19 protein-coding genes are annotated in these 19,649 nt (G+C 68.0%); 12 read left to right on the top strand and 7 right to left on the bottom strand.

Annotated elements, in window-relative coordinates; genetic code table 11:
* The first annotated feature begins 118 nt into the window (after positions 1-118).
* A complete protein-coding gene (locus tag C1924_RS19405) occupies positions 119-658 on the top strand; it encodes a pseudouridine synthase (protein WP_108766777.1) in 540 nt (179 codons plus the stop codon).
* 90 nt (positions 659-748) lie between these two features.
* Here C1924_RS19405 and C1924_RS19400 read toward each other — a convergent pair whose 3' ends face one another.
* Both C1924_RS19400 and hrpB read right to left on the bottom strand, forming a co-directional pair.
* Entirely contained in the window at positions 749-1,138 is a 390-nt protein-coding gene (locus C1924_RS19400; protein ID WP_079224180.1) for a hypothetical protein, read from the bottom strand.
* A 163-nt stretch (positions 1,139-1,301) separates the two neighbouring features.
* Complete coding sequence (gene hrpB / locus C1924_RS19395) at positions 1,302-3,806, bottom strand: ATP-dependent helicase HrpB (protein WP_108766776.1); 2,505 nt, start codon at positions 3,804-3,806, stop codon at positions 1,302-1,304.
* Positions 3,807-3,874: 68 nt separating this feature from the next.
* On the opposite strand from hrpB, the gene C1924_RS19390 reads away from it, so the two are divergent.
* Positions 3,875-4,672 (top strand): TatD family hydrolase, encoded by a 798-nt coding sequence (locus C1924_RS19390; protein ID WP_108767129.1) that lies wholly within the window; start codon positions 3,875-3,877, stop codon positions 4,670-4,672.
* Positions 4,673-4,770: 98 nt separating this feature from the next.
* Here the strand turns inward: C1924_RS19390 and C1924_RS19385 are convergent, their stop codons facing one another.
* The 4 genes from C1924_RS19385 to C1924_RS19370 form a co-directional block, all read right to left on the bottom strand.
* Positions 4,771-5,682 carry an NAD-dependent epimerase/dehydratase family protein gene (locus C1924_RS19385; RefSeq protein ID WP_108766775.1) on the bottom strand — a complete coding sequence of 304 codons (912 nt, stop codon included), beginning with the start codon at positions 5,680-5,682 and terminating at the stop codon, positions 4,771-4,773.
* On the bottom strand, positions 5,682-6,620 hold the full coding sequence (gene panE, locus C1924_RS19380) for a 2-dehydropantoate 2-reductase (RefSeq protein ID WP_108766774.1): 939 nt from the start codon (positions 6,618-6,620) through the stop codon (positions 5,682-5,684). The genes C1924_RS19385 and panE overlap by 1 nt, the downstream gene beginning before the upstream one ends.
* 325 nt (positions 6,621-6,945) lie before the next feature.
* Positions 6,946-7,755, bottom strand: a complete 810-nt coding sequence (locus C1924_RS19375; RefSeq protein WP_108766773.1) for an ABC transporter permease — start codon at positions 7,753-7,755, stop codon at positions 6,946-6,948.
* On the bottom strand, positions 7,752-8,720 hold the full coding sequence (locus C1924_RS19370; RefSeq protein WP_174208975.1) for an ABC transporter ATP-binding protein: 969 nt from the start codon (positions 8,718-8,720) through the stop codon (positions 7,752-7,754). Before C1924_RS19370 ends, C1924_RS19375 begins: the two co-directional genes overlap by 4 nt.
* An 84-nt stretch (positions 8,721-8,804) precedes the next feature.
* Here C1924_RS19370 and C1924_RS19365 point away from each other — a divergent pair, with 84 nt between their 5' ends.
* The 3 genes from C1924_RS19365 to C1924_RS19355 all read left to right on the top strand — a co-directional run bounded on the left by C1924_RS19365 (position 8,805) and on the right by C1924_RS19355 (position 10,146).
* The gene (locus tag C1924_RS19365) at positions 8,805-9,554 is read left to right on the top strand and encodes a ferredoxin--NADP reductase (protein ID WP_108766771.1); all 750 of its coding nucleotides are present in this window, start codon (positions 8,805-8,807) and stop codon (positions 9,552-9,554) included.
* Between the two features lie 104 nt (positions 9,555-9,658).
* Positions 9,659-9,856 (top strand): hypothetical protein, encoded by a 198-nt coding sequence (locus C1924_RS19360; protein WP_108766770.1) that lies wholly within the window; start codon positions 9,659-9,661, stop codon positions 9,854-9,856.
* Positions 9,841-10,146 carry a type II toxin-antitoxin system RelE/ParE family toxin gene (locus C1924_RS19355; protein ID WP_108766769.1) on the top strand — a complete coding sequence of 102 codons (306 nt, stop codon included), beginning with the start codon at positions 9,841-9,843 and terminating at the stop codon, positions 10,144-10,146. Before C1924_RS19360 ends, C1924_RS19355 begins: the two co-directional genes overlap by 16 nt.
* Positions 10,147-10,190: 44 nt before the next feature.
* Here C1924_RS19355 and C1924_RS19350 read toward each other — a convergent pair whose 3' ends face one another.
* Positions 10,191-11,357: a lytic polysaccharide monooxygenase gene (locus tag C1924_RS19350; protein ID WP_108766768.1), complete on the bottom strand. Its 1,167-nt coding sequence runs from the start codon at positions 11,355-11,357 to the stop codon at positions 10,191-10,193.
* Positions 11,358-11,723: 366 nt separating this feature from the next.
* Between C1924_RS19350 and C1924_RS19345 the strand changes: the two genes are divergently transcribed.
* From C1924_RS19345 to C1924_RS19315, 7 genes are all read left to right on the top strand, one after another.
* Positions 11,724-12,245 (top strand): GspH/FimT family pseudopilin, encoded by a 522-nt coding sequence (locus C1924_RS19345; RefSeq protein WP_159094850.1) that lies wholly within the window; start codon positions 11,724-11,726, stop codon positions 12,243-12,245.
* Positions 12,245-12,718 (top strand): prepilin-type N-terminal cleavage/methylation domain-containing protein, encoded by a 474-nt coding sequence (locus C1924_RS19340; RefSeq protein ID WP_159094849.1) that lies wholly within the window; start codon positions 12,245-12,247, stop codon positions 12,716-12,718. Before C1924_RS19345 ends, C1924_RS19340 begins: the two co-directional genes overlap by 1 nt.
* Complete coding sequence (locus tag C1924_RS19335) at positions 12,715-13,695, top strand: prepilin-type N-terminal cleavage/methylation domain-containing protein (RefSeq protein ID WP_108766765.1); 981 nt, start codon at positions 12,715-12,717, stop codon at positions 13,693-13,695. Before C1924_RS19340 ends, C1924_RS19335 begins: the two co-directional genes overlap by 4 nt.
* Positions 13,692-14,252: a PilX N-terminal domain-containing pilus assembly protein gene (locus tag C1924_RS19330; RefSeq protein ID WP_108766764.1), complete on the top strand. Its 561-nt coding sequence runs from the start codon at positions 13,692-13,694 to the stop codon at positions 14,250-14,252. Before C1924_RS19335 ends, C1924_RS19330 begins: the two co-directional genes overlap by 4 nt.
* 10 nt (positions 14,253-14,262) lie before the next feature.
* A complete protein-coding gene (locus C1924_RS19325; RefSeq protein ID WP_108766763.1) occupies positions 14,263-17,973 on the top strand; it encodes a PilC/PilY family type IV pilus protein in 3,711 nt (1,236 codons plus the stop codon).
* Positions 17,974-18,008: 35 nt separating this feature from the next.
* Complete coding sequence (locus tag C1924_RS19320) at positions 18,009-18,353, top strand: type IV pilin protein (RefSeq protein WP_159094848.1); 345 nt, start codon at positions 18,009-18,011, stop codon at positions 18,351-18,353.
* 70 nt (positions 18,354-18,423) lie between these two features.
* Positions 18,424-19,584 carry a GGDEF domain-containing protein gene (locus C1924_RS19315; RefSeq protein ID WP_108766761.1) on the top strand — a complete coding sequence of 387 codons (1,161 nt, stop codon included), beginning with the start codon at positions 18,424-18,426 and terminating at the stop codon, positions 19,582-19,584.
* Positions 19,585-19,649: the final 65 nt, after the last annotated feature.

The following is a 19,649-nucleotide window of genomic DNA, read 5'->3' as shown; positions in this document are numbered from 1 at the left end:
AGCCCATGCTCGGCTGTGCGGTCGCAGCGAAACGCAGCCGAGCGTGGGCGCGGCTCTACAGGGCCGTGTCGCCGCGCGGCGTGTGACAATGCTTCACCCGCTGCCCGCCGTCTCTGCAATGCTCATCGCGTTCAACAAGCCCTTCAACGTGCTCTGCCAGTTCACCGACCGCAGCGTGCCGCCGCGGCCGACCCTGGCCGGCTTCGGCCTGCCTCCGCGCGTGTACGCTGCGGGCCGGCTCGACCATGACAGCGAGGGCCTGCTGCTGCTGACCGACAACGGCACGCTGGCGCACAAACTGACCGACCCGCGGCACAAGGCCGACAAGACCTACTGGGTGCAGGTGGAAGGCAGCCCCAGCGATGAACAGCTGCAGCGACTGCGCGATGGGGTGGTATTGAACGATGGGCCGACGCTGCCGGCGAAGATCGAGCGTCTCGAACCGGCGCCGGCTCTGTGGCCGCGTGATCCCCCGGTGCGTTTCCGCAAAACGGTGCCCGACAGCTGGCTTGCGATCACCATCCGCGAAGGCCGCAACCGCCAGGTGCGGCGCATGACCGCTGCCGTGAATCTGCCCACGCTGCGCTTGGTGCGCGTGTCGATGGGCCCGTACCGCCTGGATGACCTGCAGCCGGGGCAGTGGCGGCAGATCGGCTGAAACAGAAAGGGCCGGAGGCCTTGCGGCGTCCGGCCCTGCGGGTTGCGGGGTCAGAGCCCTTCCTGCGGAAGGGATCCGACCCCAGCGCCATCACGCATCGCTGCCGATGTCGCTGTGCTCGTCCACCACGGTGTCGTTGCGGCGGTCACGCGCATTGATGCGCTGCGCCTGGCCATTCACGACGTGGCCGTTGCCGGCCTTCTTCTTCTGTTGCTTGCGGTACAGCGCGTAGCCCAGCAGGCCCACGCCCACGGCAGCAGCGGCTACGGCCACGGCGGGGTTGCGGCGCACGAACTTGGTGGCCACCTTGCCGCCGGTTTTCACCGCACCCACGGCGGCGCCGGTCTTGATCCAGTCACTGGCCTGCGGGCCAAGGTGGCGCAGGCTGCCACCGGCACTCTTCAGGCCATCGCCGGCGGTGTGCGCCAGTTCCAGGGCGCGCTCCAGGGCGCGGTCGGTGATTACGGTCAGCTTGCTCATGCGTGGGGTCCTTTGCCTCGGGTCGAAGTCCAGTGTGTCGTGCGGCCTGTAAACGGTATGTCAGTCGGGGCCGACGATAAGGTGACTCTACCCCAGCCATTCAGGATCAGGCAGGGCGGGGGTCGGATCCCTTTCCCTCGGGAAAGGGCTCTGACCCCGCATTTCAGGTGCCGCGCGGTTTGGCCCGATGCGTGGCCGTGGCCGTCCACGGATCATCCGGCCAGGGATGCCGCGGGTAACGGCCTTTCATTTCCTTCTTCACCTCGGCATAGGTGTTTTCCCAGAAATTGCGCAGGTCCTGGGTGACCTGCAGCGGGCGCCCACCCGGCGAAAGCAGGTGCAGGGTCAGCGCCACCCGGCCATCGGCGATGCGCGGGGTGTCGGCCAGGCCGAACAGCTCCTGCAGCTTCACGGCCAGGACCGGTGGCTGGGGTTCACCGGTTTCGCTGTCCAGGCCGTAGGTGATCGCCCTCTCCAACCCCGACGGCACGCTGATCCGGGTCGGCGCGTGGCGTTCCACCAGCTGCCGTTGCGCCCATTCCAGCGGCGATTTCAGCGCTTCGCCGAAACTGCTTTCGTCCAATGCATCCAGCCGGGTCTTGCCGGCAAACGCCGGTTGCAGCCAGTGCGCGCGGTTGGCCAGCAGGGCCGCATCGCTGCAGTCGGGCAGGCCAAGCTCGGGCATCCAGCGGCGCAGCGATTCCACCCGCGCCTGCCATTGGCGCAGACCTTCGGTCCACGGCAGCGAAGCCAGGCCGAGTTCGGCCACCGCTTCGGTCAAGGCCTGCGCGGCATGCTGTGGATCGACGCGCCCTGCCGAACGGCTGTCCAGCACGATGCGGTCGAAACGCGTTTCGCGCAGCGCGACCAGGGCGCGCCGCTCGCCATCCCAGCGCACGGTGTCTTCCGTGACGAAGCGCTGCGGCCACGTCCTGCGCAGCGCGCTTTCATCGACCGGCGCGGCGCGCAGCAGCAGCGCATCGCGCGCCTCGAAGCGCAGTTCACTGGCCACCAGCCAGGGCTCGCCGCGCAGATCGCTCAGTTCGTGCAGGCGGGCGCTGCGGCCGTTGGCCAGCAGGTAGCGCAGCGGGTCGCTGGGATGCTGGAAACCAATGCGATCGGGGAAGGTATGGGCCAACAGGTCGCCCAGTTCATGCGCTTCGATGCTGGTCGGTGGCGCAGCGTCGCAGCGCAGGCGCCTGCGCCACTGCTTGGCGGCGGCATCGATTGCGGCCAGACCGCTGCGGTTGGCATCGGCGGGTGCGCGACCCGTACGGAACGCGGCCAGCGCCCGCCACCGCGCGGCCAGCGCATCACCGCCCTGGCGCAGCGGATCGCGCGCGTCCAGCAGTGCGGCCAGATCGGCCGCCAGTGCCTGCGACCGTGCATCCGGCGCGGCCAGCAGCATTGCCGCCATGCGCGGGTGCGTGCCCAGGGCCAGTACGCGGCGGCCGAGCGCCGTGATGGCGCCCGAGTCCGAGAGCGCGCCCAAGCGCTGCAGCAGTTCGCGAGCCGCTGCCATCGGGCCGGACGGCGGCGGATCGAGAAAGCGCAGGTCGCTGCTGCCCCACGCGGCGAGCTCCAGCGCCAGCCCGGCCAGTTCCACCTGGTCGATTTCGGCGCGGCGCTGCGGCTCCAGCCGCTGCGACTGCGGCCACAGCCGCCAGGCCACGCCCTCGGCCACGCGCCCGGCACGGCCGGCACGCTGGTCGGCCGATGCCTGGGCGATGGCCACCACGTCCAGCCGGGTGAAGCCGCTGTTGGGGTCGTAGCGCGGCTCGCGCGCCTGGCCGCTGTCGATCACCACGCGCACGCCGGGCAGGGTCACCGACGATTCGGCCACGTTGGTGGCCAGCACCACGCGGCGACGGCCATCGCTGACCACCTGCAGCACGCGCGCCTGCTGTTCCACCGGCAGTTCGCCGTGCAGGGCCAGCACCTCGACGTCGCCGTGCAGCGATTCCTGCAGGCCCGCCTGCACGCGTGCGATCTCGCGCTGGCCGGGCAGGAACACCAGGACGTCACCGGGATGTTCGGCCAGTGCCTGCTGTACCGCGCGGCGCACCTGCAGTTCCAGCGCCTCATCGCGGCGTGCCGGGAAGTGGCTGATCGCCACCGGATGGCTGCGGCCCTCGCTGCTCAGGCGTGGCGCATCGAGGAACCGCGCCAGGCGCTCGCCGTCCAGCGTGGCCGACATCACTACCAGGCGCAGGTCGTCGCGCAGCTGCGCCTGTACGTCCAGCGCCAGGGCCAGGCCGAGATCGCCGCTGAGATGGCGTTCGTGGAATTCATCGAACAGGATCGCGCCGACCGTTTCCAGCATCGGGTCGTCCTGCAGCATGCGGGTCAGGATGCCCTCGGTGACCACTTCAATGCGGGTACGCGCCGAGACCTTGTTCTCGAAGCGGATGCGGTAGCCCACGGTGCCACCCACCTCTTCGCCCAGCTGCCGTGCCATGAACAGCGCTGCGCTGCGCGCGGCCACCCGGCGCGGTTCCAGCAGAATGATCCTGCGGCCCTGCAGCCAGGGCGCATCGAGCAGGGCCAGCGGCACCTGGGTGGTCTTGCCGGCACCCGGCGGTGCTTCCAGCACCAGGCGCGACTGCGCGGCCAGGTGCTGCTGGATCTGCGGCAGCAGCGGGGAAATCGGGAAGAGCGGGGTGTTCATGCGCAAAGGATAAAGGGGCCGTGGCCGGCGCGGGTACAATGCGCGGGCACTTTTCCCCCGCGATGACCATGCACCTGATCGATATCGGCGCCAACCTGACCCACGACTCCTTCGACCGCGACCGCGATGCCGTTCTGGACCGCGCACGGCAGGCCGGGGTGGTGCAGATGGTCATCACCGGTGCCAGCCGCGAGCACTCGCCACTGGCCCTGCAGCTGGCCCAGCAGTATCCCGGCTTCCTGTACGCCACTGCCGGCGTGCACCCGCACCATGCGGTGGAGTACACCGACGAATGCGATGCCGAAATGCGAGCGCTGCATGCGCACCCGGAAGTGGTGGCGGTGGGCGAGTGCGGGCTGGATTACTTCCGCGATTTTTCGCCGCGCCCGGCCCAGCACCGCGCCTTCGAGCGGCAGCTGCAGCTGGCCGCGGACAATGGCAAGCCGCTGTTCCTGCACCAGCGCGATGCGCACGCCGATTTCATGGCACAGATGAAGAACTTCGAGGGCCGCCTCGGCCCGGCGGTGGTGCATTGCTTCACTGGTGAGCGTGACGAGTTGTTCGATTACCTGGACCAGGACTGGTACATCGGCATTACCGGTTGGCTGTGCGACGAGCGTCGTGGCGCGCACCTGCGTGAGCTGGTGAAGAACATCCCGGCCAACCGCCTGATGATCGAGACCGATGCACCGTACCTGCTGCCGCGCACGCTGAAGCCGATGCCGAAGGATCGTCGCAACGAGCCGATGTTTCTCTCGCACATCGTTGAAGAACTGGCCCGCGATCGTGGCGAAGACGTGTCAGTAACCGCTGCCAACGCCACCGCTGCAACGCGCACGTTCTTCCGTCTGCCCGACGCAGGTTGATCCTGTTGTTTACATCCGTCGCGCTGCGCGCAGGGTGGTAGTGCCGGCCGCTGGCCGGCAGCACGGTTGATTGCCGGCCAGCGGCCGGCTTTACCGAATCAGACGTCGTGCGGTAGCGCCGGGCCATGCCCGGCGAGCGCAGCGGCCAGCGCCTGCAGCCCCTCCCGGTACGTCGCAAACTTCGGCACCCACCCCAACGCCTCGCGCGTGCGGCGGCTGTCGATGCGCTTGTTGCTGGCGTAGAAGCGTCGCAGCGTCGGGCTTACTGCCGGGTCATCCCAGGCCACTGCCGGCGGCAGTGTGAAACCGCCCAGCCGCGCGCCATAGGCCAGTACTTCCTGCGGGGGCGCGGGTTCGTCATCGGCGGGCAGATAGAGTCCATCCCGCGTGGGCCGTTGCATCGCCGCGATGATCACCGACGCCAGATCCTCCACGTGCAGCCGGTTGAACACCAGCCCGGGCCGCACCACATGGCGGGCGCGGCCCTCGGCCAGCTGCAGCAGCGCATTGCGGCCAGGACCATACAGTGCCGGCAGCCGGAATACCGCCGAGGCGATGCCACGCGCGTCGGCCAGCCCACGCCATTGCGCTTCTGCCAGGCGCCGCTGCACACCCGCCGCTTCGCTGGCATCGGCCACGCTGTCCTCGTCGATCCAGCCACCGCCGCGGTCACCGTACACCGAGGTCGAGGACAGATAGCCTACCCAGCGCAGGGCCGGGCTGGCCTGCAGGGCGGGAAGCAGCACGCGCAGGGCGGGGTCACCCTGCGCATCGGGCGGCACGCTGCAGAGTACGGCCGGCGCCTGTGCGATGGCCGCCAGTACTGCAGGCGAAGGCGTGGCATCTGCATGCAGGCGGAGCCGCCGCAGTCCATCGTCGGGCAGGCCCGCAGGATCGCGTACCGTGCCAACCACCTGCACCCCACAGCCCTGCAACCGGGACGCAAGCACGCGCCCGCTCCAGCCCATGCCGAGGATCAGCAGCGGCGACGGCAGCGGCGCAGGCAGCATCACGCGCTGCGTAGTGCCTGGTAGGCCTGCAGGCTGCTGTAGGCCACCTGCAGCAGCAGGCCTTCCTGGTCAGCCGCGCGTGCGCGCGCCAGCATGTCGCCGACGATGTGCGCGGCTTCCACCTGCTGGCCGGCTTCCAGATCACGCAGCATCGACGCCTTCAGTGCAGATCCGGCCTGGGTGAGGGTGCCGCGCGCGGTGTCCTGCGCGGCCTGCGGCACGGGTTCGCCAGCCGCCTCGGCCACGGCCAGGCATTCGTCGTACAGGCCGCGCACGATGGCCTCGCCGTCGTCGGTGGCAACGATGGTGCCGATGTCCGCGCGCAGCAGGCAGGTGGCGGCCGCCAGCGCGGTCAGGAAGGTGTACTTGATCCATTGCTCCTGGCCGATGTGCTCGCTGGCCAGGTGGTCGAGGTTGGCCTGTGCGCAGGCGGCAGCGAAGGCGCGCACGCGTTCGGAGATCGCACCGCCGTCGCGCTCGCCGAAGGTGAGCTTGGCCGGCTTGCCCAGGTGCAGCACGGCGCCATCGGCGGCCTTGGTGGCGCTGATGAAGCACAGGCCGCCAAGAACGGCCTCGCGGCCGAAGCGCGCATCCAGTGCGCCGTAATGGTGCAGGCCGTTGAGGATGGGCAGCACGCTGGTGTGGGCACTGACGGCGGGCGCAATGGCATCGATCGAGCTGTCGAGGTCGTAGGCCTTGCAGCTGAGGATGACCAGGTCGAACGGCTTCCGGGCGGCAAGCGCGGGCAGCGCATCGGCGGTGACGTGCTGCACCGGGAAGCTGGCATCGCCCACTGGGCTGCGGATGACCAGACCATCGCGGTCGAGCTGGCTGGCGCGGGTGGGACGGACCAGGAACGTCACGTCCACGCCGGCCTGGGCGAGGCGGCCGCCGAAGTATCCGCCAGTACCACCGGCGCCGAGAATCAGGATGCGCATTGCACGTTCACCATTTTCCGGGGGAATGTCTTCCGGCGATTGTGCCGGAGATTGCAGGCAAAAAAAGAGCCGAGCATTAGCCCGGCTCTACGGTTACGCCATCCACGCATGGCGTGGATCTACCGGCCACCGGCCAACTGTCGAAGGCGGGGTGGTGTGGATTTGCAGGACCGCAGGCGCCATGGATGGCGCCTGCGAGCCCCCATGGACGGGTTCACGGCGTGTCCTGCAATCCACACCGCCCCGCCATCCCACGGAATGCCAGCGTTTGACGTTGACGTTGACGTTGCAGCGGGTGCAGGGCCGCAGGCCCTGCAGGCAACCCTCAGCTGCGCATGCCCACGCCCCGTCGCAGCAGCCACAGCGCCAGTGCTGTCAGCACCACCACGAAGCCGATCATCAGCGCGTAGGCCACCCACACCGGCACGTCGCTGCTGCCCAGCAGGCCGTAGCGGAACGCGTTGACCATGTAGAAGATCGGGTTGGCATGGGTCGCCGCTTCGGCCCAGGTCGGCAGCAGCTTCACCGAATAGAACACGCCACCCAGGTAGGTCAGCGGGGTCAGGATGAAGGTCGGCACGATCGCCACGTCGTCGAACTTCTTCGCGTATACCGCATTGATGAAGCCGGCCAGCGAGAAGATCGTCGCACCCAGGATGACCGTGGTCAGCGTCACCAGCGGATGCGGGATGCGCACCGGGGTGAAGAACATGGCGATGATCAGCACGATCACGCCGACCATCAGGCCGCGCAGCACCGCACCGGCCACGTAGCCCCACAGGATCACCCAGTTCGGCATCGGGCTGACCAGCAGCTCCTCCACGTGGCGGCCGAACTTGGCGCCGAAGAAGGACGAACTGATGTTGCCGTAGCTGTTCTGGATCACGCTCATCATCACCAGGCCCGGCACGATGAACTGCATGTAGCTGTAGCCGCCCATGTCACCCACGCGCGAGCCGATCAGGCCGCCGAAGATGAGGAAGTACAGGGTCATGGTGATTGCCGGCGGCACCAGGGTCTGGCCCCAGATGCGCAGGATGCGCGCCACTTCGCGGCGCACGATGGTCATCAGGGCGATGCGGTTGCGCTGGCCGTCGGTGATCGATGGCACGGGGGTGTTGGGGGTAGCGCTCATGCGGATTTCTCCTGGTTGCCGGTGAGGCGCACGAACAGTTCCTCCAGGCGGTTGCTCTTGGTACGCATCGAACGCACGCGGATGCCGGCCTCGTTCAGCGTGGCGAACACGCGGTTGAGGTCCATGGCGCGCGGCATGTCGATGTCCAGCGTATGCGCGTCCGGCGCGGTGAGGGTGGCGCCCTCGATCACCGGCAGCTGCGCGGGCAGTTCACCGTCGATGTCCAGCAGGAAGCCTTCGACGTCCAGCTTGGCCAGCAGGGTGCGCATCGGCCCCTGCTCGACGATCTGGCCATGGTTGATGATGGCCAGGTGCCGGCACAGGTACTCGGCTTCTTCCAGGTAGTGGGTGGTGAGAATGATCGTGGTACCGGCGGCATTGATCTCCTTCAGCACCCGCCACATGTCGCGGCGGATCTCGATGTCCACGCCAGCGGTCGGCTCGTCCAGGATCAGCAGGCGCGGCCGGGTCATCATCGCGCGGGCGATCATCAGGCGGCGCTTCATGCCACCGGACAGGGTGCGGCTCATCACCTGCGCCTTTTCCCACAGGTGCGCACGCTTCAGCTCCTCTTCGGCGCGCTTCTCCGCTTCCTCGCGGGCCACGCCATAGAAGCCGGCGTAGTTGACCAGGATGTCGAACGGCTTCTCGAACAGGTTGAAGTTGATTTCCTGCGGCACCAGGCCGATCAGGCGCATGGTGGCGCTGCGGCTGCGCACCAGGTCGCTGCCGAACACTTCGACCTGGCCTTCACTGAGGTTGACCAGGGAGCTGATGATGCCGATGAGGGTGGACTTGCCGGCGCCGTTGGGGCCGAGCAGGGCGAAGAAATCGCCTGGGGCAACTTCCAGGGAAACCCCTTTCAGGGCCTGGGTGCCGTTGTCGTAGGTCTTGCGCAGGTCGCGCACGCGCAGGGCGGGCGCCGTATCGTTCAGGGAAGCCAAGCTCGAAGCCTTCGCGCCCATGGGCTGGCGCTGGAGAGGGGCGGGGAGGGGCTATTATAGAAGACCCCGAGGGCTTGCCCCGGCTACACACTGTCCCGAAAAGTCGTGCCTGTCCAATTCCCCATCAAGCTGGTCGGCCGCCGCATGCTGGCACCCACCGTCAACCACTACCAGTTCGTGCGTGATGACGGCCAGCCGCTGGATTTCCAGCCCGGCCAGTTCATCCAGGTCCATTTCAGCTACGCCGATGGCACCGAAACCAAGCGCAGCTACTCGCTGGCGACCATTCACGACCACGCCATCGGCCCCGGTGAAGCGGTGGATATCGCGGTCAGTTTCGTGCCCGGTGGCGCCGCCACGGCCCTGTTCGAGGCCCTGGACCTCGGCGGCCAGCTCAGCGCGTCCGGCCCGTACGGCCGTTTCTGCCTGAACCCCGGCGACCACAATGCCCGCTACCTGCTGATTGCCACCGGCACCGGCGTCACCCCGTACCGGTCGATGCTGCCGCTGCTGGAAACGGCCATGGCCGAGCGCGGTGTGCAGGTGGTTCTGCTGCAGGGCGCGCGCAGCCCGGGCGAGCTGCTGTACAGCGAAGATTTCTACAGCTTCGCCGAAAAACACCCCAACTTCCGTTATGTGCCGTGCCTGTCGCGCGAACTGCCGGCCGAACCGCACCCGGACGTGCACCACGGTTACGTCCAGCAGGCGCTGGCCGGCTTCAACCCCGACCCGGCCACCGACATCGCATACCTGTGCGGCAACCCGGACATGGTCGATGCCTGCGCCGAGGCGCTGAAGGAAGCAGGGCTGGGCAATCCGCAGATCCGCCGCGAAAAGTACGTCAGCAGCAAATAGGGCCCGCCACGGGCGCGGGAGTTGCCGGCCGCTGGCCGGCAACTCCCGCAACAGCATGCCGACCGGCCCCGGGCTAGACTGCTGATATCTGCCAGGAGTCCGCCATGAGTCCTCCCGTCACCGCCAAGCAGGAAGTCGCCCAGCTGCTGACCCAGCTGCCGGACGACGCAACGCTGGAAGACATCCAGTACCACGTCTATGTGCTCGAGAAGATCCAGCGTGGGCGCGCGGATATTGATGCCGGTCGCTCCTTCACCACCGAGCAGGCGCGTGAGAGGCTGGGCAAATGGCTGGACCGCTGATCTGGTCCAGCGAATCGCTTGAAGACATCGATGCGATTGCGCAATTCATTGCGCGCGATTCGCGGCATCACGCGCAGCGGGTCGTCGAGGCCCTGCTTGCGCTGGGGGACGCCATCGAAGCGCAGCCGCTGGCGGGAAGGGCGGTCCCTGAACTGGGACAGTCAGCCGTGCGTGAGGGTTTCCTGTACAGCTACAGGGTCATCTACGAGGTTTCATCGGCACGGGTCACTGTACTCGCGGTGCTGCACGGCCGGCGCCTGCTTGACTCGGTGGAAGATCGCCTGACGTAGGCAACCAACCGAAGGCGGCATCACGCCGCCCCCGGTGCCTTCTCTCAATACGAAATCCAGGCGTCCCGCCAGTCCGAACCCACGCCCGGGTTGTACGCCGCAGCCTTGATGTTGCACCACGCGCCATTCGGGAACGGCAGGCAGGCATACAGCTTGCCGTCGTTGCCCTTCACCACGGTCTGTCCCGGCACATAGCTGCCGATGCCGTCCGGGTACACGTGGTCATAGTCGCCACCGGGCGGGTCCACCGGATCCACCGGACCGGGCACCTTGGTATCCAGCTGGAAGCGGTGCCCCGGACGCAGGTACACGCGGTTCTCGGTGGCCGAGGCCACGGGCGTGATCACGCCATCGCGCAGGATGCCGACACGCGCCTGCGCAGCGCTGGCATTGACCTTGCGGGCAAGCACCAGCGGCCACTGCGTCGGCGCGGTCTGGCCGCTGGCCAGCACCACATCCACCCGCTCCACATCATTGCCTGCCACGTTGAACACCCGCAGCGACACCGTGGTGCCCACCTCCAGCGCGCTGCGGGCGGTCAGCGCACCGGCATCCTGCCACGGCGGCGGCGGGGTCACGTCACCCCCTTCAAAACGGACGCCGGCGCAGGTGTAGAACGCTTCCTGCGAGTCCGATCGTTGCCAGGTGTTGTAGATCACGTGCTGGCCGGTGCGCCTGGGCAGCGGGCAGTCCAGCTTGTACACGCCGCCCTCGGACAGCGGTACGTCGCCCAGGGTGCAGAAGGCCTCCAGGTCCGACCAGCGCAGGCCGTCGCTGGCCTTCCAGCCCTCGCGGGTGACGTAGAACGTCCATTCGCGGGTGGCATGCGGGGCCGAGCCCAGGAACTCGAAGGTGTAGCGGCCGTTGGCATCGGCGCGGATCGGTGTGGTCGACCAGTCGCTGCGGTCCAGGTCCAGGCCGCGGTACTTGCGGTTGCCGCCGCTGCACAGCTGGCCGTCGGGCACCACGGCCCGGTGGTTGCCGTTGGCATTGGCCTGGTTGATGGCGGCCCAGTCGTAGAAGGGCTGCGCACCGCCGATCACCCTGGCAGCCGCGCAGGCCGGGTTGGCTGGGTTCTCGGGATTGTCCTGCCGGCACGCACAGATGCGGCTCATCGGTTTTGACAGCGTACCGTGCGCCTGTGCGTGGCCGGGCAGGAAACTGCCTGCGGACAGCAGTGCGGCGGCGGCGAGGAAAAGGCGTGGTTGCATGGGGATCACCTTGACGTGTGGAAGAGCGGGAAAGTCTCCACACCGGTTGCTGCGGCCGCCAAGCAACCGGTTCTAAAAAACCGGAACTGGGAACGCGTTGGCAAATGATGTAACGCTGACGCGCATGTCGCTTTCGGCCTTTCACGCCGTTGTGTGCGGACGCCGCGCGGTGCGCGATCCGGCTTCCGCCTCCAGCCCCGTACGCGAAATGGTGTTCTGCACGCGCCCAACAGCCGGCGCTGCTGCACGGTGCGCCACTTTGCTTCTGCACGAACGCTGCAGATTACGAATCGTGGAATAGCGCAGAAGGCCGGTGCGCGCTCAAGGTGTGTGCCATCCCTCACCACGGTCCGCATGGACGACGCCATGCCCTTCAATACACTGCGCACCGCCACTGCGGCGGGCTTCACCCTGCTGGAACTGCTGGTAACGCTCGTCGTGCTGGCCATCCTGGTCGCGGTCGCGCTGCCTGCACAGTCCCGCGTGGTGGCCCGCACGCAGGTCACCACCGCAGCGAACGATCTGTTTGTCGGCCTGCAGTACGCACGGCAGGAATCGGTGCGCCGCAATGGTCCCATCCAGGTGTGCGGTTCGGTCGGCGGGCGGGACTGCGATGGCGGCCACTGGCAGCAGTGGATTGTCCGCAGTGCGTCCGGTCAGATCCTGCGCACGGGCCAGATCCCGCCGTCGGTGTCCGTGCAGACGGTGGGACTGTTTGCCGCCGGCATCCAGTTCGGGGCCGATGGCAGGTTTCATCAGACGGGCAGCCGGTTGCAGGACGGCACCCTGACGATGTGCAGCGAGCGGGCGCACCGCACCCGGGTCCTGGAAGCGCTGGGTGGGGTCCAGCTGCGCCTGCCGCCGGGCACCGTGGGGGAATGCCGATGATGGGCGGATACGCGCGCGCCTGCCAGCGGAGACGCACCCAGGCAGGGTCCAGCCTGATCGAAGTGATGGTGGCAGTCCTGCTGCTGGCCGTGGGCGGGTTGGCGGCGGCCATGGCACACGCCAGCACGATGCGGCGGACGCAGGGCTCGCTGCAGAGCACGATTGCCGTGCACGCAAGCGCCAGCCTGGCCGATGCGATGCGCGCCAACCGGGTGGCGATGATGGAAGGCAAGTACACGACGAAACAGGATCTGTGCGCTGATCGCGCGCCGCCAACGGGGGATCTCGCCAAGCGCGATCTGGCCCGCTGGATCGGGGCGCTGTCGGCCGGCATGGGGCCGCAGTCGGCCGTCTGTGGCAGCGTGGCCTGCACAAAAGGCAGCTGCCAGATCGTCGTGCACTGGGACGACAGCCGCGCGGCCGGTGGCGAAGGATCAGCCCGTTCGCGGCTGGTGCTGGGGGCCGCGCCATGAGGATCCATCACGTGCGCGGCCTGACCCTGGTCGAGCTGCTGGTGGCCATGATCCTGGGCCTGCTGGTGCTGGGTGCGTGCCTGCACTTCTACCTGGCCTCGCTGCGCGGCACGCAGGACACGCTGGGCGTAGCGCGTGTGCAGGAATCCGGGCGGTTGGCCATGGAACTGATCGGTAATGACATCCGTGGTGCCGGTGACCGGCTGTGCGACCAGCGCCATGCGGTGGCCAATCTGCTTGCCGAACGCCAGCGTGCCTTCTGGAAGAGTCTTGATGAGCCACTCATGGGCCTGGCCGCCGCCGCAGGTCCCGGGTTCGCAGATCCGGTGCTCGAGCCGGGCACGGCCGAAGGGCAACGATTGCCCGGGATGCCGGCATTGCAGGTGTGGACGACGACGCCCCTGGCGCTGGGAACGCCGGGGCAGTCCGCGTCTGAAGCACCGCTGCCCGCCACCGGAAAAGACCTGCCGGACGTCGGCGCGCCCTTGCTGATATGCGACTTCAGCCGCGCCGTTCTGGTCCGCGTAACCACCACGGGTGCGGCCGTCGGGCACGATGCCCCCGCCAACTGCGTCGGCTACTTCGCCACGGGCGAACCCTGTCCGGCACAGACGCCACCGCGCGCCGCGCTGCATCGGTTCGGCGCGGACACGGCGTTCGGCCTGCCGCAGCAGGTGCGCTGGCACGTGGGCAATGATGACCACGGCGTGGCGTCGCTGTACCGCCAGGAACTGCTGGATGGCGCGGTGGTCGGCGGTGGCGTTGTTGCCAGCGGAGTGACTCACTTTTCCCTGCACTACCTGCTCGCCGGAAACGCCGACTACCTGCCCGCCACGGAGATAAGCGGCGCGCAGTGGAACCAGGTTCTTGCCGTGGATGTGCAGCTGCAGCTGGAAACCTCCACCGGTCCGGCGACGGAAGCACGCATCGTGCGCAGCTTCCAGCAGACCCTCACCCTGCGGAACCGTTTGCCATGAATCTTCCGTCATCCATGCGGCAACGTGGTGTTGCCCTCTTCGCCGTGCTCATCATCCTGCTGCTCGTGTCACTGCTGGTGGCGGTCAGCCTGCGCACCAGCGCGCTGCAGGAACGCATGACGTCGGGCATCCGGGACCGGGCGATGGCCGTGCAGAACGCCGAGTCCGCGCTGAAGGAAGCCGAGAGCGCCCTGGTGTCCGCCCGCGGGGGAGGCGAACCGTCATGGCAGGACTGCTCGCCGTCGTCTGCGGCTGCCGATCCGCTGTGCCTGCCCCACCCGGTAGTGGGTGGCGTGGCGGCGCCTGCGCGGGGCTGGACTGCTGCGGTCGACCAGCAGCCTGATGGGCTGGGCGCAGGACAACCGTCGTTCGCCATCCAGTACCTGGGCCGGCGCGAAACGCAGAGCGAACTGGGGCAGTACGACGAACCCAACTACGGCGAAGGCAGCGGCCGTGTCGAGGCGGAGTTCTACCGCGTCCTGGCACGCGGTTCCGATCCGCAGGCAACGCCCGACCGTACCCAGGTCCTGCTGCAGGCCACCGTCATTCGTGAGTGAGGTTCCACAGATGCATGCATCGCCGTTCTCTTCCCCCCGTACGTGGTCGTTGGGGCTGTGCGTGGGCATCGTCGGCGCGCTCGGTGCGCCGCCCGCCCGTGCACAGATCGCGCAGGCGCCGCTGTCATCGCAGATCAAGGTTCCGGGAAACCTGGTGCTGGTGCCCTCGGTAGAGTTTCCGACGCTCATCAGTGCCGCGAACATTGAAGCCTACCGACGCACGGCGTCCTACGATGGGTACTTCGACTCGAGCAAGTGCTACCGCTACGTGTACGCAGCCAAGGAAGCCGACCGGCACTTCGCGCCGGCCTCGTTGCGTCAGGGGGGCGTATGCGCGGGGCAGCTCTGGGATGGCCACTATCTGAACTGGGCGACCACCCAGACCATCGACCCCTTCCGCAAGGCGCTGACAGGGGGATACCGCGTGCGCGACCTGCCCGACGAAACCTGGCTGGAAAAGGCTGATTTCAGCATGAACGGGTCGCACACCTTCTTCCCGACAACGCGCATCCCCGCAGGATCGGCTGACGACGCTGCGCTGGTCCACGGGGCCACACCGGCGCGCTGGCCCAGCTTCCGTACGCGCGTCGATGGCCTGGGTGCGCGCCTCTACTTCACCTCGAGTGGCGACATCGAAGCGGCGACGTCGGCCATCGCGTACGACCCCGGCAACGCGGCCCATCGTCTCCAGCCCTCCAGCGGCGGCGTGCCGGGCGATGAAGCGGACATCTACGAGCTCAGCGTGCGGGTCAAAGTCTGCGTTGCCGACGTGGGCCTGGAAGACAACTGCGTGGCCTATGCACGCGGCGCCAAGCCGGAAGGCCTGCTGCAGCGCTACAGCGGTGAGCTCCGCTACTCGGTGGTGAGCTACATCAACAACGGTGGTTCCAACCCGTATGGTGGGAGTGAACCTGCTCCCGACGGTGGTGTACTGCGTGCCCGCCAGAAGTTCGTGGGGCCGATCAAGCCTGATCCCGTCAGGCCTCCGGTGGCCAATCCCAACGCCGAATGGGACAGCAGAACCGGCGTGCTGCGCCGCAATCCAGACCCGAGCGATGCATCGGCGACGGGGGGAGGGGTCGCCGACAGTGGCATCATCAACTACATCAACAAGTTCGGCCAGATGAAGACGGGCCGCCCGCCCAAGCTGTATGACAACGTGAGTGAGCTGTACTACGCAGCGACGCGCTACGTCCGCGGGCTCGGCAACGTACCCGCGTTCAGTGCGCTGTCCAGCGATCCGCAGACCCGCTATCGCCAGGCGGATGGCTTCCCCGTGATCGCCAAGTGGGACGATCCCATGCTCTATGCCTGCCAGAACACCACGCTGCTGGGCATTGGTGACACCAACACGTGGTTCGACAAGAACCTGCCGGGGCCGACGCGAAGCGATGGCGAAGGCTGGGCCAAGCCGGCTGCGGTGGCGGCTGACGTCGACTACGACGTGGTCAAGGCGATGGCGCAGATCTGGCGGATGGAAGGGCATTCCCCGAGCGAGGCGCAGGCGCTTGCGACCGCATCCCAGTACAACGGCCAGCCCGGCTCTTTCAACTCGGCCTACATCGCGGCGCTGGCGTACCTGGCCAACACCACCGATCTGCGTCCCGATGCAGCGCCCAATGGGCGTCCGGGCAGGCAGACCATGCGCACCTACTGGGTGGATGTGCTGGATCAACGGGATTACAAGATCAACCGCAACCAGTACGTGCTTGCCACCAAGTACGGCGGCTTCCACGTGCCTGAAGGCTTCGATCCCTTCAATCCGGCCGCGACACCGCTTGCCGATACGTGGTGGTGGAACGGCAGCGATCTGGTCAATGGCGATGCGCGCGAGAAGCGCCCGCGCACGTTCTTTGCCGCTGCCGATGCCTCGCAGATGGTGTCCAGCCTGATGGACGCTTTCAAGATGATCATCCAGCCCAAGCATGGCTCAGGCGCGGCCCTGGCCAGCAACGGCGGCGCACTTGATGCGGACGGCCGCGTGTTCTCCGCGTCCTACCGCACAGGTACCTGGAGCGGCGATGTGGTCGCCCATGGCATCGACCCGGCCACGGGTGTCCCGACCGCCTCGGCCGCCCTGTGGAGCGCGGCCGCACGACTGGACAGCCGCGACTGGCGATCGCGGGCGCTCTACACCAGCCGCAGTGGCCGGATGGTGCCGCTGGCATGGTCCACGCTGGAGCAGGGTGCGAAGAACGCGCTGGGCAGCCAGGAGGTGCTCGACTACCTTGCCGGTGACAGGCGCAATGAAGGCGTGCAGGGCCTGCGGCTGCGCACCAGCGCGCTGGGCGACATCGTCAATGCCTCACCGGTCTACGCCGGCGCCCCCAACCCGCGGCTGTACGCGCAGCGACGCTTCCAGGGGGCCGACCGTTACAGCGCGTTCGCCGCCGCGCAGGCCGCTCGCCCGGCCATGGTCTACGTGGGCGCCAATGACGGCCTGCTGCACGGGTTCGATGCCGCCAGCGGGACCGAACGCTTTGCCTTCATGCCTGCTGCGGCCATCAACACGCACCTGCGTGACTACACGCAGGAAGGCTACGAGCACCACTACAACGTGGATGGGGAGCTCACCGTGGCCGATGCCTACGTGCGCGGCGCCTGGAGGACCGTCCTGGTGGGCACGCTGGGGCGCGGCGGCGCGGGTGTGTTCGCGCTGGATGTGACCGACCCGGATCGCCCCGACCTGCTCTGGGAGCTGGATGCCCGCACGGTTCCGGGCCTGGGCCGGGTGCTGGGCAAGCCCCTGGTGGCCCAGGTGGCCGATGGCGATTGGCGCGTGCTGCTGGGCAATGGCGTGGAGTCAGCCGACGGCAGTTCGCGCCTGATCAGCATCCGCCTGGACGGCGGCCAGGCGCACAGCGTGCTGCTGGATGCCCGCGGCAAGGGCGCAGCTGGCGCACGCCCCTGGGATGCAGACCGCGATGGTTTCGCTGAAACCGCCTACCTCGGTGACCTCCAGGGCGGCCTCTACCGGGTGGATGTGGTGGCCGGGCAAAGCATGCGGCTGTACAACACCGTAATCGGCGGGGTGATACAGCCGATCACCAGCGCACCGCTGGTGGCGCGCAATCCCGACACCGCCGAGACCTGGGTCTATGTCGGTACCGGTGCCCTGCTGGAAGTGTCCGATCTGGGCAACCAGAATATCCAGACGTTGTACGGCCTGCGCGATCACGGCCAGCCGCTGGGCGGCCGCGGCTGGCTGGCACCCGTCCGGATCCAGGACGAGAGCGGCAATGGGCGCGTGATAAGCAAGATTGACGCGCCCGGCAGGGACGGCTGGATGATCGACCTGGTCGCGATGAACAATGGCGCGCGCGGGGAACGCATGCTGGTGCCGCCCCAGCTGCGTGGCCGCGTGCTGCTGGGCACCACCCGCATTCCCAATGCGAAGGATCCGTGCAACCCCACCGGCTCGGGCTACTACCTGGCGGTGGATCCGTTCACCGGTGGCCGGCTGGAGAACAGCTTCTTCGACATGGATGGCGACGGCACGGTCGGCAACCCTGGCGATCTGGTGAATCACAATGGGCGGTCCGTCCCGTCTTCCGGTTTCCTGGTGGAGCAGGGATCCAATGCCCCTGGTTTCCTGGGCGACTGGCTGGGCGGCATCGGCGAGGATGGCAGCATGCGCGGGGTCATCACCCACCCGATCGGCAATCGTGTCCGCCGGGTGAGCTGGCGTGAGCTGCGGTTGCTCGACGGCGGGAGCCCGTGAACATGGCCAGGCCATCAATGAAGGGATTCACCCTCATGGAGGTGATCGTTGCCTGCGCGATCATCGCCATCCTCGGCGCCATCGCCCTGCCGTCCTATCACCATCATCTGGCCCGGACCCACCGCGTGCAGGCCCAGACCTGCCTGGCCAGCCAGGCCAGCGTGCTGGAACGGCATTACACGCGGGTGCTGGCGTACCAGGGGGCACCGCAGGCGCAGTGCGCGGGCGAGCTCAAGGCCTATCGCCTGCGGGTGGACGTAACCACCACGGGGTACACCGTGGTGGCCGAACCGGTGGGCGAGCGGGCCGACTACGCCTGTGGCGTGCTGAGCATGGACCACGCCGGCCGGCGGATGCCGGTGGACCGCGCCTGCTGGTGATCGACGGCGGCCATGGCAGGTGGGCCGGAACCGGCTAGGATGCGGCCATCACCTGGTACGCACGAGCCGCATGTCGCTGGATCTTCCCACCCTTGGTGTCCTTGGCCTGCTGCTGTGCATCGGCATCGCAACGGGATTTTCGCTGCTGCTGGTTGTCCTGCGTGGGCAACCGGTGCTGCGCCTGTGGACGGCCAGTCTGTGGCTGCTGACGCTGGGCGTGATCCTGATGGGGCTGCGGCCATGGCTGCCACAGGTGCCGGCCATCCTCGCCGGCAATGCAGCCATGGCCGGCTCCAGCGTGCTGATGCTGCTGGGCATGGCCCTGCACCTGGGCCAGCCATTGCCGGTGGGGCGTGCCCTGGGCCTGGCGGCCGCGTTCATGGCCGGCATCGTCCTGTTCCTGGTGCCGTGGCCCAGCCTGCAGATCCGCCTGCACGTGTTCAGCGTCTTCGCGATCCTCATCAATGGCTGGATCGCCACCCTCCTGCTGCTGCACGCGCCGGCGGCACAGCGCCTCAGTTGCCGCCTGGCGGCAGCGGTGTTCCTCACCGAGGCGCTGGTGTACGTCGTGCGCCTGTTCCTGCCGGCCGATGCCGGCGCGGGCGGGGATATCCTGCGTGCCGGTGCGCCGATGTTCCTGACCTATCTGGCCGGGGTGATGCTGGAACTGGCGCGCTGCTTCGCGCTGGTCCTGCTGCTGCTCCAGCGCCTGCTGGTGGACCTGCGCCGCGCCGCCCGCACCGACGGGCTGACCGGCCTGCTCAACCGCAGCGCCGTGCTGGCCGACGGCGATGACCAGCTGCAGCAGATGCGTCGCCAGCAGCGCCCGCTGGCGGTGCTGCTGCTGGACGTGGACCATTTCAAAGCCATCAATGACCGCTGGGGGCATCTGGCCGGCGACCAGGTGCTGCAGCATTTCAGCAGCGTGCTGGCGCATGCCGTGCGCAGCCGCGCGCATCTGCTCAGCCGCTACGGTGGTGAGGAGTTCCTGTTGCTGCTGCCCGCCAGCGCCGGCGAGGCGGCGCGCGTGGCCATCTCCATCCGCCATGCGCTGCAGCAACGCCCCGCCCCGCTGGCGACCGGGCCGGTGGCAGTCACCGCCAGCATCGGCCTGGCCATGGATGACGGCCATACCGATCTGGCAGGGCTGATCGCCTGCGCCGATAGTGCGCTTTACCGGGCCAAGGCCGAAGGCCGTGACCGCCTGGTATCCACCGCCGCAATGGCCTAGCGTGATTGCCCATCGCCCCCCGCGCCGGGGCCGTGTAAGTTTGTACGACGAATTGGTCACATCTG

This window comes from Stenotrophomonas sp. ESTM1D_MKCIP4_1, assembly GCF_003086895.1.
In the GTDB taxonomy this organism is placed as follows: domain Bacteria; phylum Pseudomonadota; class Gammaproteobacteria; order Xanthomonadales; family Xanthomonadaceae; genus Stenotrophomonas.
The sequence above is the reverse complement of the archived record's forward strand: the minus strand, read 5'-3'. Positions and strand labels throughout refer to the sequence as shown.

Excerpts from the sequence above, each read along its gene's own strand:
- C1924_RS19405 (WP_108766777.1), top strand. The coding sequence starts at position 119 with ATGCTCATCGCGTTCAACAAGCCCTTCAACGTGCTCTGCCAGTTCACC.
- C1924_RS19400 (WP_079224180.1), bottom strand. The coding sequence starts at position 1,138 with ATGAGCAAGCTGACCGTAATCACCGACCGCGCCCTGGAGCGCGCCCTG.
- hrpB (WP_108766776.1), bottom strand. The coding sequence starts at position 3,806 with ATGAACACCCCGCTCTTCCCGATTTCCCCGCTGCTGCCGCAGATCCAG.
- C1924_RS19390 (WP_108767129.1), top strand. The coding sequence starts at position 3,875 with ATGCACCTGATCGATATCGGCGCCAACCTGACCCACGACTCCTTCGAC.
- C1924_RS19385 (WP_108766775.1), bottom strand. The coding sequence starts at position 5,682 with ATGCTGCCTGCGCCGCTGCCGTCGCCGCTGCTGATCCTCGGCATGGGC.
- panE (WP_108766774.1), bottom strand. The coding sequence starts at position 6,620 with ATGCGCATCCTGATTCTCGGCGCCGGTGGTACTGGCGGATACTTCGGC.
- C1924_RS19375 (WP_108766773.1), bottom strand. The coding sequence starts at position 7,755 with ATGAGCGCTACCCCCAACACCCCCGTGCCATCGATCACCGACGGCCAG.
- C1924_RS19370 (WP_174208975.1), bottom strand. The coding sequence starts at position 8,720 with ATGGGCGCGAAGGCTTCGAGCTTGGCTTCCCTGAACGATACGGCGCCC.
- C1924_RS19360 (WP_108766770.1), top strand. The coding sequence starts at position 9,659 with ATGAGTCCTCCCGTCACCGCCAAGCAGGAAGTCGCCCAGCTGCTGACC.
- C1924_RS19355 (WP_108766769.1), top strand. The coding sequence starts at position 9,841 with ATGGCTGGACCGCTGATCTGGTCCAGCGAATCGCTTGAAGACATCGAT.
- C1924_RS19350 (WP_108766768.1), bottom strand. The coding sequence starts at position 11,357 with ATGCAACCACGCCTTTTCCTCGCCGCCGCCGCACTGCTGTCCGCAGGC.
- C1924_RS19345 (WP_159094850.1), top strand. The coding sequence starts at position 11,724 with ATGCCCTTCAATACACTGCGCACCGCCACTGCGGCGGGCTTCACCCTG.
- C1924_RS19340 (WP_159094849.1), top strand. The coding sequence starts at position 12,245 with ATGGGCGGATACGCGCGCGCCTGCCAGCGGAGACGCACCCAGGCAGGG.
- C1924_RS19335 (WP_108766765.1), top strand. The coding sequence starts at position 12,715 with ATGAGGATCCATCACGTGCGCGGCCTGACCCTGGTCGAGCTGCTGGTG.
- C1924_RS19330 (WP_108766764.1), top strand. The coding sequence starts at position 13,692 with ATGAATCTTCCGTCATCCATGCGGCAACGTGGTGTTGCCCTCTTCGCC.
- C1924_RS19325 (WP_108766763.1), top strand. The coding sequence starts at position 14,263 with ATGCATGCATCGCCGTTCTCTTCCCCCCGTACGTGGTCGTTGGGGCTG.
- C1924_RS19320 (WP_159094848.1), top strand. The coding sequence starts at position 18,009 with ATGGAGGTGATCGTTGCCTGCGCGATCATCGCCATCCTCGGCGCCATC.
- C1924_RS19315 (WP_108766761.1), top strand. The coding sequence starts at position 18,424 with ATGTCGCTGGATCTTCCCACCCTTGGTGTCCTTGGCCTGCTGCTGTGC.